This is a genomic window from Rhizobium sp. CRRU65 (genome assembly GCF_048551595.1).
Lineage (GTDB): Bacteria > Pseudomonadota > Alphaproteobacteria > Rhizobiales > Rhizobiaceae > Rhizobium > Rhizobium leguminosarum_J.
Window position 1 is genome coordinate 338,164 of record NZ_JBLYZH010000004.1, and the last position, 15,674, is coordinate 353,837.

15 protein-coding genes and 1 pseudogene are annotated in these 15,674 nt (G+C 62.0%); 4 read left to right on the plus strand and 12 right to left on the minus strand.

Annotation, left to right across the window (positions count from 1 at the left end; all coding sequences use genetic code 11):
• Window positions 1-26 precede the first annotated feature (26 nt).
• On the minus strand, window positions 27-1,196 hold the full coding sequence (locus ACM5SV_RS10655; protein WP_012756925.1) for a glycosyltransferase: 1,170 nt from the start codon (window positions 1,194-1,196) through the stop codon (window positions 27-29).
• A 3-nt stretch (window positions 1,197-1,199) separates the two neighbouring features.
• Complete coding sequence (locus tag ACM5SV_RS10660; RefSeq protein WP_012756926.1) at window positions 1,200-1,775, minus strand: polysaccharide biosynthesis/export family protein; 576 nt, start codon at window positions 1,773-1,775, stop codon at window positions 1,200-1,202.
• A gap of 189 nt (window positions 1,776-1,964) precedes the next feature.
• Here ACM5SV_RS10660 and ACM5SV_RS10665 point away from each other — a divergent pair, with 189 nt between their 5' ends.
• On the plus strand, window positions 1,965-4,145 hold the full coding sequence (locus ACM5SV_RS10665; RefSeq protein WP_017993593.1) for a GumC family protein: 2,181 nt from the start codon (window positions 1,965-1,967) through the stop codon (window positions 4,143-4,145).
• Between the two features lie 4 nt (window positions 4,146-4,149).
• Here the strand turns inward: ACM5SV_RS10665 and ACM5SV_RS10670 are convergent, their stop codons facing one another.
• Both ACM5SV_RS10670 and ACM5SV_RS10675 read right to left on the minus strand, forming a co-directional pair.
• The gene (locus ACM5SV_RS10670; protein WP_113545976.1) at window positions 4,150-5,391 is read right to left on the minus strand and encodes a GNAT family N-acetyltransferase; all 1,242 of its coding nucleotides are present in this window, start codon (window positions 5,389-5,391) and stop codon (window positions 4,150-4,152) included.
• 223 nt (window positions 5,392-5,614) lie between these two features.
• Window positions 5,615-5,824: a DUF2842 domain-containing protein gene (locus tag ACM5SV_RS10675; protein ID WP_012756929.1), complete on the minus strand. Its 210-nt coding sequence runs from the start codon at window positions 5,822-5,824 to the stop codon at window positions 5,615-5,617.
• A gap of 114 nt (window positions 5,825-5,938) precedes the next feature.
• Between ACM5SV_RS10675 and ACM5SV_RS10680 the strand changes: the two genes are divergently transcribed.
• On the plus strand, window positions 5,939-7,042 hold the full coding sequence (locus ACM5SV_RS10680; protein ID WP_012756930.1) for a COX15/CtaA family protein: 1,104 nt from the start codon (window positions 5,939-5,941) through the stop codon (window positions 7,040-7,042).
• A 25-nt stretch (window positions 7,043-7,067) separates the two neighbouring features.
• Here ACM5SV_RS10680 and ACM5SV_RS10685 read toward each other — a convergent pair whose 3' ends face one another.
• The 7 genes and pseudogenes from ACM5SV_RS10685 to ACM5SV_RS10715 form a co-directional block, all read right to left on the minus strand.
• On the minus strand, window positions 7,068-7,859 hold the full coding sequence (locus ACM5SV_RS10685; protein WP_222014287.1) for a sulfite exporter TauE/SafE family protein: 792 nt from the start codon (window positions 7,857-7,859) through the stop codon (window positions 7,068-7,070).
• Between the two features lie 185 nt (window positions 7,860-8,044).
• Complete coding sequence (gene argC / locus ACM5SV_RS10690) at window positions 8,045-8,977, minus strand: N-acetyl-gamma-glutamyl-phosphate reductase (protein WP_222014286.1); 933 nt, start codon at window positions 8,975-8,977, stop codon at window positions 8,045-8,047.
• A 60-nt stretch (window positions 8,978-9,037) separates the two neighbouring features.
• Window positions 9,038-10,000: an agmatinase gene (gene speB / locus ACM5SV_RS10695; protein ID WP_113546003.1), complete on the minus strand. Its 963-nt coding sequence runs from the start codon at window positions 9,998-10,000 to the stop codon at window positions 9,038-9,040.
• A 291-nt stretch (window positions 10,001-10,291) separates the two neighbouring features.
• Window positions 10,292-10,957, minus strand: a pseudogene (locus ACM5SV_RS10700) (MFS transporter); the annotation flags it as partial.
• Between the two features lie 307 nt (window positions 10,958-11,264).
• Window positions 11,265-11,732 carry a 30S ribosomal protein S9 gene (rpsI, locus tag ACM5SV_RS10705; protein ID WP_003558419.1) on the minus strand — a complete coding sequence of 156 codons (468 nt, stop codon included), beginning with the start codon at window positions 11,730-11,732 and terminating at the stop codon, window positions 11,265-11,267.
• A gap of 1 nt (window position 11,733) precedes the next feature.
• Window positions 11,734-12,198, minus strand: coding sequence for a 50S ribosomal protein L13 (gene rplM / locus ACM5SV_RS10710; protein ID WP_003558420.1), 465 nt, complete (start codon window positions 12,196-12,198; stop codon window positions 11,734-11,736).
• A gap of 315 nt (window positions 12,199-12,513) precedes the next feature.
• A complete protein-coding gene (locus ACM5SV_RS10715; protein ID WP_017993600.1) occupies window positions 12,514-13,413 on the minus strand; it encodes a LysR family transcriptional regulator in 900 nt (299 codons plus the stop codon).
• A gap of 74 nt (window positions 13,414-13,487) precedes the next feature.
• On the opposite strand from ACM5SV_RS10715, the gene ACM5SV_RS10720 reads away from it, so the two are divergent.
• Both ACM5SV_RS10720 and ACM5SV_RS10725 read left to right on the plus strand, forming a co-directional pair.
• Window positions 13,488-13,718: a DUF1127 domain-containing protein gene (locus ACM5SV_RS10720; RefSeq protein ID WP_221963854.1), complete on the plus strand. Its 231-nt coding sequence runs from the start codon at window positions 13,488-13,490 to the stop codon at window positions 13,716-13,718.
• 93 nt (window positions 13,719-13,811) lie between these two features.
• Complete coding sequence (locus ACM5SV_RS10725; RefSeq protein WP_221963852.1) at window positions 13,812-14,642, plus strand: enoyl-CoA hydratase; 831 nt, start codon at window positions 13,812-13,814, stop codon at window positions 14,640-14,642.
• On the opposite strand, the gene ACM5SV_RS10730 is transcribed toward ACM5SV_RS10725, so the two are convergent.
• On the minus strand, window positions 14,643-15,479 hold the full coding sequence (locus ACM5SV_RS10730; RefSeq protein ID WP_017993603.1) for an EamA family transporter: 837 nt from the start codon (window positions 15,477-15,479) through the stop codon (window positions 14,643-14,645).
• Window positions 15,480-15,674 lie beyond the last annotated feature (195 nt).

Below are 15,674 nucleotides of genomic sequence, written 5' to 3' on the forward strand. Positions count from 1 at the left end.
AATAGCAGAAAGCCCCTAAGAAACATTTACGAGGCCACAGGCAATACTTGGCCGGCAGCGGGATTGACGAGCTCTTGGTACAATTTCAGGACATCACGCGCCATGACGGCGGAGGAAAACACCGCCTTCACCGCCTCGGGCTTCGGCATCGTCCTGGCGTGCCAGTCGGGCGTGCTCAGCGTTTCAGCCATGACGCGGGCGAGATCGTCGGAATTGCCGGGCTCCACCAGTGCTGCGCTTTCGGCGCCGAGCACCTCTGGAATGCCGCCGACACGGCTTGCGATGATCGTCTTGCCGGCGCCTAGCCCCTCGAGCACAATATAGGGCATGGCTTCGGCGCGCGAGGGAACGACGAGGTTCTGCGCCATGGAGAAGGCTTCGTGGACCCGCATTGCCGGCAGCATGCCGATGCGTTTGCCAAGGCCGCGTTCGACCATCATCTCACGGTAGCGGTCGCGATCCGGCCCGTCGCCGATCATCAGCGCCGACAGTGGCCTGCCGAGCAGCCGTTCGGTCTTGGCGAAGGCATCGACAAACAGATCGGGACCTTTGAGGTCCCGCAGCATTCCCACATAGATGAAATGCACGGCATCCGAGCGGGTCGGGATCGGCTCGAAATCGCGCTCGCCAATGCCGTTGTAGATCAGTCTCGTCTTCGTCCGCGGCTTACCCACCTTGCGCGCATAGATGTCGCGCTCATATTCGCAGATGAAGACCAGCGCATCGGTGAAATATTCCTGCAGGCGCTCCATCCTGAGGACGAACTGTCCGCTGAGCGAGGAGCGCGAATAATGCAGGCTTCCGCCATGCGCGGTATAGAGGCGGGCTACGCGATACCTGTTCACCCGCAACGCTGAGCCGGCAAGTCGCGCGAGCACACCGCCCTTGGCGCCGTGCCCGTGCAGCACATCCGGCCGCAAACTTTTGATTTTCTTGTATGTATCCCACATCGTCGCAATATCGGACGGGCTGATCGACCGCCGGATCGGCACGCGTGTCAGGCCGAGCGAGAGATAGGGACGGATATCGTCGAACAGGCTGTCCTCGTACTCGCCGCCGGTCGAGCTGTCGCAGAGGATGCCGATTTCATGGCCGGCCTTGCTGTGTTCCTCGACGAGATCGCGGACATGGCGGAAAATTCCGCCGACCGGCGACCTGAAGCAATGGAGGATGCGGAGCGGCTGCTGTTCTGCCATCGCTCAGAAAAGCCGTTCGCGAACGTAGATCGTGTCACCTGCGATGATCGGTCCCGATATGTTGATGCGGCCTGTCAGCACCTGTCCGTTGATCTTGCGGGTAACATCGACCATGCGCTGGTTGGCGCGGCTGGTGAAGCCGCCGGCAATCGCGATCGCATTCTGCACCGTCATGCCGGGAACATAGGCATACTGGCCGGGCTGGCCGACTTCACCCATGATGAAGACCGAACGGTAGCGATCGACATCGATGGTGACGTCGGGATCGCGAAGATAGCCTTGCTGCAGTTTCTGGGCAATCTGGCCTGAGAGTTGCTGCAGGGTTCGGCCGCGGGCAGGGACCTGGCCGATGAGCGGGAAGGCGACATAGCCGGCCTGATCCACCGTATAGGTGTTGGTCAGGCTTTGCTGGTCGAAGACGGTGATGCGCAGCCGATCGCCGCTATCCAGTGTATAGGGCTGGATGGTGGCCTCGTTGAAGGCCTTCGGCGCCGGCTTGTACGTCGTGCAGCCGCCCAATGCTGCCGTCATGGCTGCAAGGCTTAGGGCCAAAAGGATCTTGGGCTGGACGACAGACATCCGCTTGTGCTCACAAAAATGAACTCGGTGCAGTCGTTATCGATCCGTTAGGGTTAATGCCCGGTAAAGGGTGCGTGCAATTTCCCGGTTTCCTTCATCGATCATCGCTCTTTGCCGGTGAGATCGCCATTAACCGTTGAGTTACCATGGTCGTTTACGCTTACGGCACCTTTGTTGTGGAGTAAGAGCATGTCCGGCGTAGCTCGTGATCAGGATGTGGACATCGACCTCGGCCAGTTGGTCCGTGCGGTCTGGGCGCGCCGTCTGCGGATTTTGACAATCACCCTCGTGGGGGCGGGCGTCGCCTTTGCCGGCGCCAAGATCATGTCGCCGCAATATCGCACCGAAACACGTATCCTCATCGAACCTCGGGCGCCGGCCTTCGCCAGCACGCAGCAGATCAACGACGCCAGCGCCGGCCCTCTGATGGATGAGCTGAACATCGCTAGCCAGGTGCAGCTTCTGCAATCGGCCGATCTCCTCAAGAAGGTCATCAACGATCTGAAGCTCTATAACCTGCCGGAATTCGACGATGCCGCCAGCGGTTCAGCCATGAGCAGCATCCTGGTGAAGCTGCATCTGAAGAAGAACCCGCTGGAAAATCCGCCGGAAGAGCGCGTCATCGACGCCTTCGTCGAACGCCTGCAGGTCTATCAGGTGCCGGGTTCACGCGTCATCGGCATCAATTTCACCTCCAAGGACCCGAAGCTCGCCGCCGCCATCCCGAACGCGATGGCGAATGTCTATCTTTCGACCCAGAGCGGCGCCAAGCTCGATTCCAACTCCGAGGCGACCCGCTGGCTGGAGCCGGAGATCGAAGGCCTGCGCCGGAAGGTCAGTGAAGCCGAGAAGAAGGTCGCCGAATACCGTACCGCGCACGGGCTGTTGCAGACGAACGGCACGACCACTTTTCCGGCCCAGCAACTGAACGATATCTCCGCCGAACTGACACGCGTGCGGGGCGACAAGGCCAATGCCGAGGCGAGGGCGCAGGCGGTGCGCAATGCGTTGTCTTCGGGCGAAGCCTCCGATACGCTGCCCGACATCATGTCCTCCCAGGCGATCCAGCGGCTGAAGGGGACGGAATCCGGCCTGCAGTCGCAGATCTCCGATCTGCAGACCAGCCTTCTCAACAACCATCCGCGGCTGAAAAGCCTGCGCGCCCAGCTCTCCGATATCCGTACCCAGATCCGCCAGGAGACGCAGAAGATCCTGGCGAGCATCGAAAACGAGTCCAAGGTCGCGGATCTCCGCGCGAGCGAACTCGAGCGCCAATCGGACACGGTGCAGGCCACCAGCGCCCGCGCCGGTGAGGACGAGGTCGGTCTCAACGCGCTGGAGCGTGAGGCGAACGCCCAGCGCCAACTGCTCGAAACCTATCTGGTGCGCTACCGCGAGGCCGCCTCCCGCGCCGACAGCAATTCGAGCCCAGCCGATGCCCGGATCGTTTCCAAGGCCGTCGAGCCGGTCGATCCTTATTTCCCGAAGGTGGTGCCGATCGTCGTCGTCGCTGCCGTCGCGACGCTGATCATGAGCGCCATCGTCATCATGCTGGCCGAACTCTTCAGCGGCCGGGCGCTCCGCCCTACAGATCTGGCTTCAGAGACAATCGAGGCAGAAGCGGTCGTCGAGGAAAAACATATACCGCAGGCCACTCCGATCGCCGCTACCGCCGGAAAACCCGTTCAGCCGAGTATGCTCGCCGTCGTCGCGGAGGAAGAGGATACGATCGAGGACGTGAAGGTTGCCGATGAGGCGCCAGAGGACGAGCCGGAGGATGACAACGAATTCTCCGTCGCCTCAGTTGCGGATTATCTCACCGGCAGCCGCGCGCCGCTGGCAATCGCCATATCTCCGACTGGTGACAGCGGCTCGGCGGCGACGGTTTCGCTGACCCGCATGCTCGCCGATGCCGGTCACCGCGTCATCCTGATCGATATGACCGGCTCCGGCTACCCCACGGAACTGATGGCCGAGGACCCGGCCGCCCTTGGTGTCACCGATCTGCTTTGCGGCGAGGCTGCCTTCGGCGATACGATCCACGGCGACCGCCTTTCCGATGCCCATCTCATTCCCCAGGGCCAGAGCGACGTGCGCCGCGCCATGCGTGGTGTCGACCGACTGTCGTTGCTGCTCGATGCACTCGCCGCCGCCTATGACCTCGTGGTGGTCGAATGCGGTTCGGCCGATGTCGCCGGCGTCTCGCGGCTGACGCGCAGCCGGGACGTCGAGATCATTCTCTCGCTGCCTGAGGTCGAGGAGACCATTTTCGTTGCACTGATGACGGAATTCCAGGCTGCCGGCTATGAGCGCGTCGTGCTGATGTCGGGCGGCGAAGCGGCCGAACAGACCCTCGGCCGGGCTGCTTGAACGGCTAGCCGATCCGTGCCCGGATGCCTTGGGCGAATTTATAGAGCTTCGGGCGCGCCTTGATGTGCGCCTTGCCGTGGGTGACGATCCGGTGAGCGGCGCCGGCGACGACGCCGAACGGCGATACCGGCAGCACCACGTCATAATGCGCGGTCTCGACCGGCGCCCAGGAACGCTTGTAGGTCTGGTCGCCGAGGCCGAAATCGAACAGTGCGACACCCTTGCCATGCAGTCCCGAGATGGTCTGCCAATAGAGGAATTCGCCGGGGCTAGTATCCGGCACGAGCTCTTCGTCGATCGCGCCGAACTGGCAGATGATATGGTCACCCTTGCGCGAGATGCCTGATATCGCGGCGATCTTACCCTCAAGTTCGCCCTTGAGCCGGAGCATATGCATCTGCAGCCCGAAATACTGCCTGGTGTCGTCCCGCTTGTCGATGAGACCGTGCAGGAAGGTCTGCGTCTCCCTATCGGCAAAGACGTCGGGCAGGCCAAGGCTGGCGAAACGGGCGCTTTTCAGGCGGAAGAAGATATCGAGCAGGCCGTGCTGTTCTTCCGATTTCCGAGGAATGAGGTATTCGAAGCCGCCGGCCGCCTCGAGCCGCTTCGACTGAACACGGAATTTCTTGCGCCGGTTCTTGGCGTTGAGCTGCTTCAGCGTGTCCTCGAAAGCGGGAAGGAACGGCAGCTGATAGGCGTGATTCTGGTTCTGCACCACCGGCAGCCCGGCGAGCGGGCTCTCGCGCCCACGCCATTCCAGCGGAATGTTCTGCAGCAGCAGCAGATCGGCGCGGCCCTTCAGCGCATGCCGGAGCCGGCCGGCGAACTCATGGGGGGCGATGGTCCTGCCGGCTTCGGCAAAGCTCTCTGCGAATAGGCCGGTATTGATATTGCTGTGATCGGCGGCGATGAATTTCGCCGTCGTGAGCCCGCGAGACTTGACGATCTCGGCCGGCAGAATGAAGGCGGTCTGACCCGCATGAGTGCCTTTGAGGATCGCAAGCGGCCGCTGGAAGGCGCTCACCCAGGCGGCGCACCAGTCGTAGCTCTGATGCAGGGACTGGAGATTGTCGCGCTCCAGCGCCCGCCACTCATCCTCCAGCGGCTGCATCGTATCGAAGACTTCGATGTCGATTTCAGCCATGGCGAGTTTCATGCTCAGCTGGCGCAGGCGCGAAATGGCCGTATCGGCCAGCGCCACGTCGTCGGACGGCTGTTCATGGACATCGAGCTTTTGCGTCTGCACGATTTTCTCCGGTCAAGAATGCTGAACGGGAAGGTAGGTATGCCAGACGTATATTTGGTTTAACCGCACGCGCTGGGCGAGGTTTTCCGCGGATCACGGTTATTCGGCCGTTAATGGCCCTAAAGCATGTCGCGCAAAAGTGTGCCGCGGTTTTGCGACAACGACATGCGTAAAAACAAAGACCTAAAGCGCGACAAGCGAATCTGAAAGATCGCGACGCGCTTTAGCGCAGCGGGGGGCCGGCCATCCATTTGATGATAACCATCGCCGGCAACACCCAGAGCAGGCCGGTGAGCAGGAAATAGAGCAGATGTCCCCACCAGGGCGCGTTGCCGAGCGTCGCCACCGCGATCGTATTCGCCACCAGCGCATAAACGAGCACGAGCACGATGATCAGGATCGTGCCGATGAATTTGCGGAGGCGGACGGGCATCGGTTATCTCTCGGCATGGAGGGGCGAACCGGCGCGACGGCATGCCGCAAAGGTTCGGGGCTTGTTTTGCATGAGCCGGTGGGGCAAATCAACTGCCGGATAGAAGGAGACATCATGGCCGTCGCAAACCTGACCACGGAACAGGCGATCCTGAGCGAAATGCGCAGGCAGAATCGCGACCGCCGCGCCCTGCGCTTCTGGCTGGGCTTCGTGCTTTTGGCGCTCTTCTGTCTCGTGCTCGTCGGCGGCGCCACGCGGCTGACCAATTCCGGCCTGTCGATTACCGAGTGGAAACCGATCCACGGCGTCATCCCACCGCTGTCGGCTGCCGAATGGGAGGAGGAATTCCGCCTCTATCAGCGCATTCCCGAATTTCAGCAGTTGAACAGTTCCATGACCGTCGATGAGTTCAAAGGCATCTTCTGGTGGGAGTGGGCGCATCGGCTGATCGCCCGCGGCATCGGCGTGATCTTCGCGCTGCCGCTGATCTATTTCTGGCTGACGGGGCGGATCGAAAAGCGTCTGCGCTGGCCGCTCGTCGGCATCCTGGCGCTCGGCGGCCTGCAGGGTTTTATCGGTTGGTGGATGGTGTCCTCGGGCCTTTCCGTCCGCACCGACGTCAGCCAGTACAGGCTGGCGACGCATCTCGTCATGGCCTGCCTGATCTTTGCCGGCTGCATGTGGATCATGCGCGGTCTCTCCAGACATTCCGACGATCCGGCGCCGACCGGAAGCTCGCGCGGTTTTGCCGCGGCGATCGCCATTTTCGCGCTATTCCAGATCTATCTTGGCGCGCTGGTGGCGGGGCTCGACGCCGGTTTCTCCTACAATACCTGGCCGCTGATGGATGGTGCCGTCATCCCCTCCGATCTGCTGATCCAGCAGCCCTTCTGGATCAATGCCTTCGAGAACCCGAAGACGGTGCAGTTCATCCACCGCATCGGCGCCTATACGCTCTTCGCATTGACGCTGATCAACATGATGATCGCCCTTCGCGCAGCACCTTGGACCACCCACGCACGCCGCGCCATCGTGCTTTTCGCGCTGGTGACGTTGCAGGCGGCAATCGGCATCGCCACGCTGCTGATGCAGGTGCCGCTTCACTGGGGCCTGCTGCATCAGGCCGGTGCGCTGGTAGTTTTCGGTTTCGCCGTCGCCAACTGGCGCGGTTTTTACGGCGAATATCCGCGTGGGACGATGATCGCCGAGCGCGATTGAGGCGAGTGGCCGTAGCTCGGGGGATCTACCGCAGTACGCTGTCGAGCAGCGGCATGCCGATGATGGCGGCGGCGGCGATCAGGACGTAGCAGGCGATGCGGAAGGTCCGTTCTTCGGCAAGCCCGAACAATTTCGAGCCGCCATAGAGCCCGACCGCATAACTCGGCAGAATGACGGCGGTGAGCGCGAAGACGGCAGGCACGAACAGTCCGCCGAAATAATAGCTGATGGCGCTGAAGACGGACGAAATCGAGAAATAGAGCACCACATTCGCCCGGACGCGGGTGAAATTACTCTTGCCGCCGAGCCAATAGGCGACAACCGGCGGCCCGCCGAGCTGCGCAGCGCCGCTGAAAAGCCCGGCAATCAGCCCGACGCCGCTGGTGAGTGGTGCGGACGCCTCCCCGTGATAGCGCCATCCCGATACCAGCAGCGCAAGCAGGCAGATGGCGATGATCGTGATACTCCCGCGCAAGAGCAGCGGATCGAGCAACGTCAGGATCGCCGTGCCGGCTGGGATGCCGAGCGCAGCACCTGCCGCCATGACGAAAACCTCGGGTCGGTTGGCGCCGCGCCAGGCCGGCGGGATCATCCCGAGTGACGCAATGCCGTCGATGACGAGCAGGATCGGTGAGATCAGCTTCGGGCCGACGATCGCGCCGCCGAGCGGAACGAAGATCAGCGCGGCGCCAAAGCCAGAAAAGCCGCGGGCAAGCCCGGCGATGAAAGCAAAGGCCATCAGCGCATAGATGCCGTGGTCGGGCAGGGCGGCCGTAAACCATGCGTGCACGCCATCGACCAGCGCATCGAGCGTCATGACATCAGGCTCCGTGATTCGGGAATGGCGGGCAAGGAAGGTCCGCTCTCATAGCCCAATCGTCGCCGATGATCGAGCCGAAAGCGATGCTGCGGCCGCCGAGGGAGGCGGCCGCGAGAAAGATCGTGATGAAGACATCGGCGCAAGGCTCGAGCGGCATCCACGTCGATGCCGTCGTCTGCGCCTTACGAGGCGAGCATCAGGTCCATGTTCTGGACGGCGGCGCCCGATGCGCCCTTGCCGAGATTGTCGAGCAGCGCCACGAGGTTCACCTGCGAAGCGCCTGCGGTGCCGAAGACGAAGAGCTTCATCGTGTCCTTGCCTTCGAGCTCGATGGCATTTACGCGGGGCAGGGCCTTGCTTTCGGCCAGCGGCACGACACTGACGATATCCTGGCCGGCATAATGGGCAACGAGGGCCGCATGGATGTTTTCCATCGTCGTGCCCTCGGCGAGATCGTCGAGATGCAGCGGCACCTGCACGATCATGCCCTGCGCGAACTTGCCGACCGACGGCGAGAAGATCGGTGCGCGATCGAGCAAGCCGTGCACGGTCATCTCGGGCACGTGTTTATGGGTGAGCGGCAGGCCGTAGAGGAAATGCGGCGCGGAGATCGCATCCGGGTGATCCGGGTTTTCCATCTGCGCGATCATCTGCTTGCCGCCGCCGGTATAGCCGGAGACCGCGTTGACCGTGATCGGATAGCCGTCCGGCAGAATGCCGGCGGCGCGCAGCGGCCGGATGAGGCCGATCGCTCCGGTGGGATAGCAGCCGGGATTGGCGACGAAACGGGCGGCAGCTATCTTGTCGGCCTGCTGCTTGTCCATTTCGGCAAAACCATAGGCCCAACCGGGATTGACGCGGAAGGCGGTCGAGGTGTCGATGACGCGCACATTGTTGTTGGCCGAAACCATCTGCACCGCTTCCTTCGACGCATCGTCGGGCAGGCAGAGAATGGCGATGTCGGCGCCGTTCAGCATATCCTCGCGCAAGGCGGCGTTGCGCCGCTCGGCTTCGGGTATGGACAGAAGTTCGACATCGCGGCGGCCGGCCATGCGCGTGCGGATCTGCAGACCCGTCGTGCCGTGTTCGCCGTCGATGAAGATTTTCGGTGCCATGTTAAACCTGCGCTTTCAATGGGTTCTGAAGGTTTCCGGATTCAGTTTGAGGATGATAGGTCAGCCTTGTGACACGGCGATGGCGCGTCGCTCGGCATGAAGCCCCAGCATATACATCGCCACCGTTGCCCCCGCAATGGCGGTGATATCGGCGTGATCGTAGGGCGGCGATACCTCGACGACGTCGGCGCCGCGAATATCGAGCTGGTGCAGACGCTGCAGCACCGAGAGGATCTTGGCGCTCGAAGGTCCGCCTGAAACCGGCGTGCCGGTGCCCGGCGCAAAGGCCGGATCGAGGCAATCGATATCGAAGGTGAGATAGGCCGGCGCCCCGCGCGTATGGGAGATGATCGCCGAGGCGATATCGCTGGCGCTCATCTCCTCGACCTGATGACCGTAGAGAATATTGACGCCGCAATCCTCTGGCGCATGGGTGCGGATGCCGATCTGGATCGACCGGTCTGGATCGATGATGCCTTCGCGGGCGGCTCGCGCCACGAAAGAGCCATGGTCGATGCGCCGTTCCTCGTCGAACCAGGTGTCCTGATGGGCGTCGAACTGCACGAGCGCGAGAGGGCCATGTTTTGCCACATGGGCTTTCAGCAGCGGCCAAGTGACGTAATGATCGCCGCCAAGCGTCAGCAGGAAGGCGCCGCTATCGAGGATGACATTCGCCTGGCGTTCGATAGCGGCTGGCGTGTCCTGATGATTGCCATAGTCGAGCAGGCAATCGCCGTAGTCGATCACCGCCATGTCGGCGAAGAGCTCGCGGTTGAAGGGGTATTGCGCATCATTGTCGAAGATCGCCGAGGCGCGCCGGATCGCCTGCGGCCCGAAGCGTGTGCCCGGCCTGTTCGATGTCGCGGCATCGAAGGGAATGCCCCAGACGGCGACGTCGACGCCGGCGAGCTCCTTGGTGAAGCGGCGGCGCATGAAGGACAGGGCGCCGGCAAAGGTCGGGTCGCTGGCAGCGGAGGTGAGGCTGGTCGCCGTAAAGGCGTGGTCAATCGATCTGTTCGCCAAATCATGCTCCTTTTTCGGTCGCAAAATCATAGTCGCGTTCGATACGGACGCTGCATTGCAGGATCGCCGTTCGACGCCAGAGCGTCGGGTCTCTTGCGAAGGCCGATCCCCCGCGCGCAGAAAGGCGTAGGCGAGGTGCGGACGGATTTCAAGCAATCGTTCGGACGACGGCCGCTCGTTATCGTCGAGCGACCGTCATTCGCTCGCTGCCTATCGGACCGGCTCCCGCAGGCACCACAATCCAGCCAGCGTCGTCAGCGCGGTCGCTGAGACATAGCCCACGAGTGGCCAGGCGCTGTCGCCGCCCGTATAAACCCAGAAGGGAAGACTTGTAAGGATCGCGCGGAGAGCGATCTTGGCGGTGACGGCAGGGCGGGTTTCGTGCCATCGCATACCGGCGTTGAAAAGCGCGGCAACCGAAAGGAGGCCGATGACGAGGAAGATGGCGCGCCAGCCGAAGCGATCCGCGATCGCGGCTCCGATGATCGGGCCGAGTGCGGGCACGAAAGAGAGGATGGAGCCGAGAAGGCTATAGATCGTGCTGCTTTCGGGACGCCCGGCGTAGACGTCACGCACGGTTGCGAAAGTTGCGACGAGGGTCGCCGACGCGCCGACTGCTTGCAGCAATCTCAAGACCACGAAGATCGGGGCTGACGAGGAGCCGGCAAGCAGGAAGGATGACGCGGCAAAGAGTGCAGCACCGCCAAGCAGGACAGGCCGTCGTCCGATAATATCGGAAATTGGGCCGAAGACGATCTGGCCGACACCGAGCACGAGCATGTAGAGGCTGAGGGTCAGTTGGATGACCGCCGGCGAAGTGCCGAGCGCCTCCGGCATGACCGGCACGATCGGCAGATAGATATCCATGGCGAGCGAAGCCAGGATGTCGAAAGGTGCCATAAGCAGCAAGGCTGCCGGCAGGGAATAGGTCCATTGCTGGATTTTGGGACAAGACATGGGAAAGAACCCGCTCAAATGATTTCATTCGGCGGCGATCTGTCTCTTCATCAGTATCGGGATTGACCGGACAGACGCCGCAACAACAGGGCAGAGTTGTTGCGGCTTATTTGTCTGCGGACTTGGTTGTTCCCATGATTCGACCCTGACTGCGGCTTCGCTCATTTCCGAAGCACTTTGCCAAGTTTCTACCAGCGGAGCTGGAATGCGACAATGGCATGCCGGCACGCTTCCGATTGGTTTAAACAGCGCAAAACAAAAAGGCCGGGTTGCCCCGGCCTTCGTAAATTCCGTCTGTCCGAAGCGATTAACGCTTGGAGAACTGGAACGAGCGGCGGGCCTTTGCCTTGCCGTACTTCTTGCGTTCGACGACGCGGCTGTCGCGGGTCAGGAAGCCGCCCTTCTTCAGTACCGCGCGCAGGCCCGGTTCGAAGTAGGTGAGCGCCTTGGACACGCCATGGCGAACCGCACCGGCCTGGCCGGAGAGGCCGCCGCCGGCAACGGTTGCGACGATGTCGAACTGGCCGTCACGGGCAGCCGCAACGATCGGCTGGCGCAGGATCATCTGCAGCACCGGACGTGCGAAATATTCCGCGAATTCCTTGCCGTTGACGGTGATCTTGCCGGAGCCCGGCTTGACCCAGACGCGGGCGACGGCGTTCTTGCGCTTGCCGGTCGCATAGGAGCGGCCGAGCGAATCGACCTTGCGGACGTGGGCCGGAGCAGCAGCTTCGGAAACCGTGCCGAGATCCTTCAGGGAGGAGAGGTCAGCCATATCAGGCGCTCCTTACGTTCTTTTTGTTGAGCGCGGCAACGTCGAGGGCGACCGGCTGCTGGGCTTCATGGGGATGGTTGGAGCCGGCGTAAACGCGCAGGTTCTTCATCTGGCGACGGCCGAGCGGGCCACGCGGAACCATGCGTTCGACGGCCTTTTCGAGGACGCGCTCCGGGAAGCGGCCTTCGATGATCTGGCGTGCGCTACGTTCCTTGATGCCACCGGCATAACCGGTGTGCCAGTAGTAGACCTTGTCGGAATACTTCTTGCCGGTGAAAACGACCTTTTCGGCATTGATGACGATGACGTTGTCGCCGTCGTCAACGTGAGGCGTGAAGGTTGCCTTGTGCTTGCCGCGCAGGCGCATAGCGATGATGGAAGCGAGACGGCCAACGACCAGCCCTTCGGCGTCGATGATCACCCACTTCTTCTCCACCTCTGCAGGCTTCTGGGAGAAGGTTGCCATAGTGAATACTCTCTTTTGGGACCCTTGGCCCGAAGGCTTGAAGGGCGTTTCTTGTTGCTTGGATTGGCAGGCACGAGGCATGCCAAAAAGAAAGCAGCCCGGATAGGCTGCGTTCTGGCGCGGTGTATAAAGGGAATGTGATATCGGGTCAATATCGATTTCCCGAAGGTTTAGAAAAATTTTGTAGCAAAAACAGATACTTAGATATGTGGTATTTTGATACCTCACATTTCCGCGGTCGCGGACTGCTGCGCTTGACGTTTTTCACGTCGTCTCTGCCGGTTTGAAATAGCATCCGACGGTCGAAAGCGGCTCTTAACCTTTGAACGCGCGCAGACACTTCATCATTTCGCGAAGGCCGCGTGTCAGATGTTTGTCCCGGCGCAGCACCATGCCGAGGCGGCGCGTGAGCCGCGGGTTCAGCGATGAAGTCGTCACCAGGCCGGCGCGGTCGCGCTTCAGCGCCAGCCCCGGCAGGATCGACCAGCCGAGCCCCACGGCGACCAGCTCTTTGATCGCCTCGATGCTGCCGAACTCCATCGCAGGCCGGATCCTGGTATCCGGTGCAGCCAGCCACGCGTCGATTGCGCGCCTGGTATTGCCGCCCTCATAAAGCAGCAGCGTCCTGTCGCGCATGAAGGCGGCGTCCGGTCCGTTTTCGGGCATCAGGCTGCCCGCGGGGGCGACGGCCAGCAACTCCTCCTCGTAGAACGGCTCGATCTCGAAGTTCCGTCCCGATGCCGGCAGGGCGACGACGGCGATGTCGAGGCTGTTGGCCTCCAGATCGCGCAGAATGTCGTCGGCATCGCCGATGCGCACGGTGATTTCGAGGCCGGGCATGGATTTTCTGGCGACGGCGATGGCGCGAGGAAGCAGATGGATCGACGCCGTGCCGCCGCTGCCGATGCGCACGTGGCCGCTGGCGCCATCTCTATACGGCATCATCGCTTCTTCCGCGGCAGCCGATTCCTGGAGCAGGCGCCTTGCATGCACGAGCAGGTCGAGGCCTGCCGCGGTCGGCTGCGCCCGCCGCCCGACGCGCTCGATCAGCCGGACGCCTAGCCGCTGTTCGAGCCCCTTCACCTGCAGGCTGACGGCCGGCTGAGTCAGGCCTTCCTTGTCGGCCGCAGCCGTAAAGCTTCCGAGATCGGCGACATTGACGAAGGCGGCAAGCTGATCGAGATGGAGAGGCATACAAAAGAAATCCTTATGCATATCATAATATCCATAAGCTTCTTTTGCTGCATCTTCCAGCGCATCTTTCACCCGCTGAAGAAAGGAAGAAAGACATGGCCCTGGAATTAAGCGGGATCCCTGACACACCTCGCGATATCGTTCGGTCGAGACTTCGCGGGATGGCGCGATGGAGCCGGCGGCTGCTGATGACGGTCGAACATCACCTCGAAAAGCGCCGCAGCCGTCGCACGCTTTCGGAACTCACCGACGACGAGCTTTGCGATGTCGGTCTGACCCGTACGCAGGCGAAGGCCGAGACATCGAAATCGTGGTTCTGGTCCTGACGGCGGTGGTCTGTGCGGAAGAAGGATCCCGCTCGAAATTGCCGGCGCCTTGTGGCAGAAAGGCGATCTGGAATCGAGCGCAGGGAGCAGCACATGGCCGAAATCGTATCCTTCCGGAAGGACGCCGGAGCGGAAGAGGGCGGCTTGCTGACCCGCTCGCTGCGCGACGGCGTGCTGCGGCTCGTGCTCAACAACCCGCCGGCCAATGTGCTTTCGATCGCGCTTCTCGAAGCGCTGCTGGAAGAGCTGGAGACGGCCGGGACGGAGCCGGGTGTACGCGTCGTCGTCATCGCCTCGACCGGCAATGTCTTTTCCGCCGGGCATGATCTCAAGGAACTCACGGCCCATCGCGCCGATGAAGACCAGGGCGCCGGTTTCTTCGAAAAAACCTTCCGGCTCGCTGCCGATCTGATGCTGAAGATCGCGCATCTGCCCAAGCCTGTCATCGCCGAGATCGACGGGCTTGCAACGGCTGCGGGCTGCCAGCTCGTTGCTTCCTGCGATCTGGCGATCTGCACGGACAGTTCGACATTCTGCACCCCGGGCGTCAACATCGGCCTGTTCTGTTCGACGCCGATGGTGGCCGTTTCCCGTGCCGCGCACCGCAAGCAGGCGATGGAGATGTTGCTGACCGGCGAGACGATCGACGCCTCGACCGCCAAGGATTTCGGCCTCGTCAACCGTATCGTGCCGAAGCAGTATCTGGCGCAGGTGGTTTCCAAATATGCGGCTGTGATCGCCAGCAAGTCGCCGCTGACGCTGAAGATCGGCAAGGAAGCCTTCCACCGGCAGCTCGAACTGCCCGTGGAGGCGGCATATGATTATACCGCCAGGGTGATGGTCGAGAACATGCTGACTGAGGATGCGCAGGAAGGGATCGGCGCCTTCCTTGGCAAGCGCAAGGCCGAATGGACAGGCGAGTGATCACGCCAGTCTCAGAAGCAGCCCGCCGATCGCGATGACGACGCCGGCGACGTAGCGCCAGATGCTGGCTTTTTCCTTGAAGACGGTGATCGAGATCACCAGCGCAAACAGGATTGCGGTTTCGCGCAAGGCTGCGACGGTCGCGACCGGGGCTTTCGTCATCGCCCAGAGTGCCAGCCCGTAGGAAGCGATCGAGCCGGCGCCGCCGATAAGGCCGCGCCACCAGTTGCGACGAACGTGACGCATCACAGCGAAAGCGCCGCGCTGGGACGCTGCCCAGGAAAACAGCAGCACCGGCGGCAGCAGCGACATCCACAAAGTGTAGGAAATCGCATTGCCGGAGATGCGCGCGCCGATTCCGTCGACATAGGTGTAGCTGGCGATGACGCAGGCATTGGCAAGCGAGAGGATGACGGCCCGGCTGCCGCCGCGCCGCGCCTCCAGGGCGAGTGTCAGCACGCCGGCCGAGATCGTCATCGTGCCGGCAAGGGCGCCGCCGGAAAGATTTTCCTTCAGGATGAAACCGCTTGTCGCGGCGATCAGGAGTGGCGCGCAGCCACGCATCAGCGGATAGACAAGGCCGATATCGCCAGCCCGGTAGGCGGCGGCGACCAGTTGAAAATAGGCAAACTGCAGGATGGCAGAGGCGCCGATGAACGGCCAGGCCGAGGCGTCCGGCAACGGCAGGAATGGCAGGAACGGCAGTGCCGAAACCGCGCCGCCGGCCGAGATCAGCGCCGCATCGAGGGACTTATCGCTCCCCGCCTTGATGATGGCGTTCCATGTCGCGTGCAGCAGTGCGCCGAAGAGAACGAGCAGGATGACGTCGAGAGGCAAGGGAGTAATCCGGAAAGGATGAGAGGAAGAGGAACACACCTCGCCTTCGGCGTTTCAAATTCCTGAAAAGACAACTTGGATTTGCACGAAAATGCGCGGCGGCGGTCGCTTATGCGTTCATATGTCGAATAGCATTCTTTCAGTATGTGAACAATGGCGACTCATTTTAGCAATTTTTACGTGCGCGCGACATGC

Excerpts from the sequence above, each read along its gene's own strand:
- ACM5SV_RS10655 (WP_012756925.1), bottom strand. The coding sequence starts at position 1,196 with ATGGCAGAACAGCAGCCGCTCCGCATCCTCCATTGCTTCAGGTCGCCG.
- ACM5SV_RS10660 (WP_012756926.1), bottom strand. The coding sequence starts at position 1,775 with ATGTCTGTCGTCCAGCCCAAGATCCTTTTGGCCCTAAGCCTTGCAGCC.
- ACM5SV_RS10665 (WP_017993593.1), top strand. The coding sequence starts at position 1,965 with ATGTCCGGCGTAGCTCGTGATCAGGATGTGGACATCGACCTCGGCCAG.
- ACM5SV_RS10675 (WP_012756929.1), bottom strand. The coding sequence starts at position 5,824 with ATGCCCGTCCGCCTCCGCAAATTCATCGGCACGATCCTGATCATCGTG.
- ACM5SV_RS10680 (WP_012756930.1), top strand. The coding sequence starts at position 5,939 with ATGGCCGTCGCAAACCTGACCACGGAACAGGCGATCCTGAGCGAAATG.
- ACM5SV_RS10685 (WP_222014287.1), bottom strand. The coding sequence starts at position 7,859 with ATGACGCTCGATGCGCTGGTCGATGGCGTGCACGCATGGTTTACGGCC.
- argC (WP_222014286.1), bottom strand. The coding sequence starts at position 8,977 with ATGGCACCGAAAATCTTCATCGACGGCGAACACGGCACGACGGGTCTG.
- rpsI (WP_003558419.1), bottom strand. The coding sequence starts at position 11,732 with ATGGCTGACCTCTCCTCCCTGAAGGATCTCGGCACGGTTTCCGAAGCT.
- rplM (WP_003558420.1), bottom strand. The coding sequence starts at position 12,198 with ATGGCAACCTTCTCCCAGAAGCCTGCAGAGGTGGAGAAGAAGTGGGTG.
- ACM5SV_RS10715 (WP_017993600.1), bottom strand. The coding sequence starts at position 13,413 with ATGCATAAGGATTTCTTTTGTATGCCTCTCCATCTCGATCAGCTTGCC.
- ACM5SV_RS10720 (WP_221963854.1), top strand. The coding sequence starts at position 13,488 with ATGGCCCTGGAATTAAGCGGGATCCCTGACACACCTCGCGATATCGTT.
- ACM5SV_RS10725 (WP_221963852.1), top strand. The coding sequence starts at position 13,812 with ATGGCCGAAATCGTATCCTTCCGGAAGGACGCCGGAGCGGAAGAGGGC.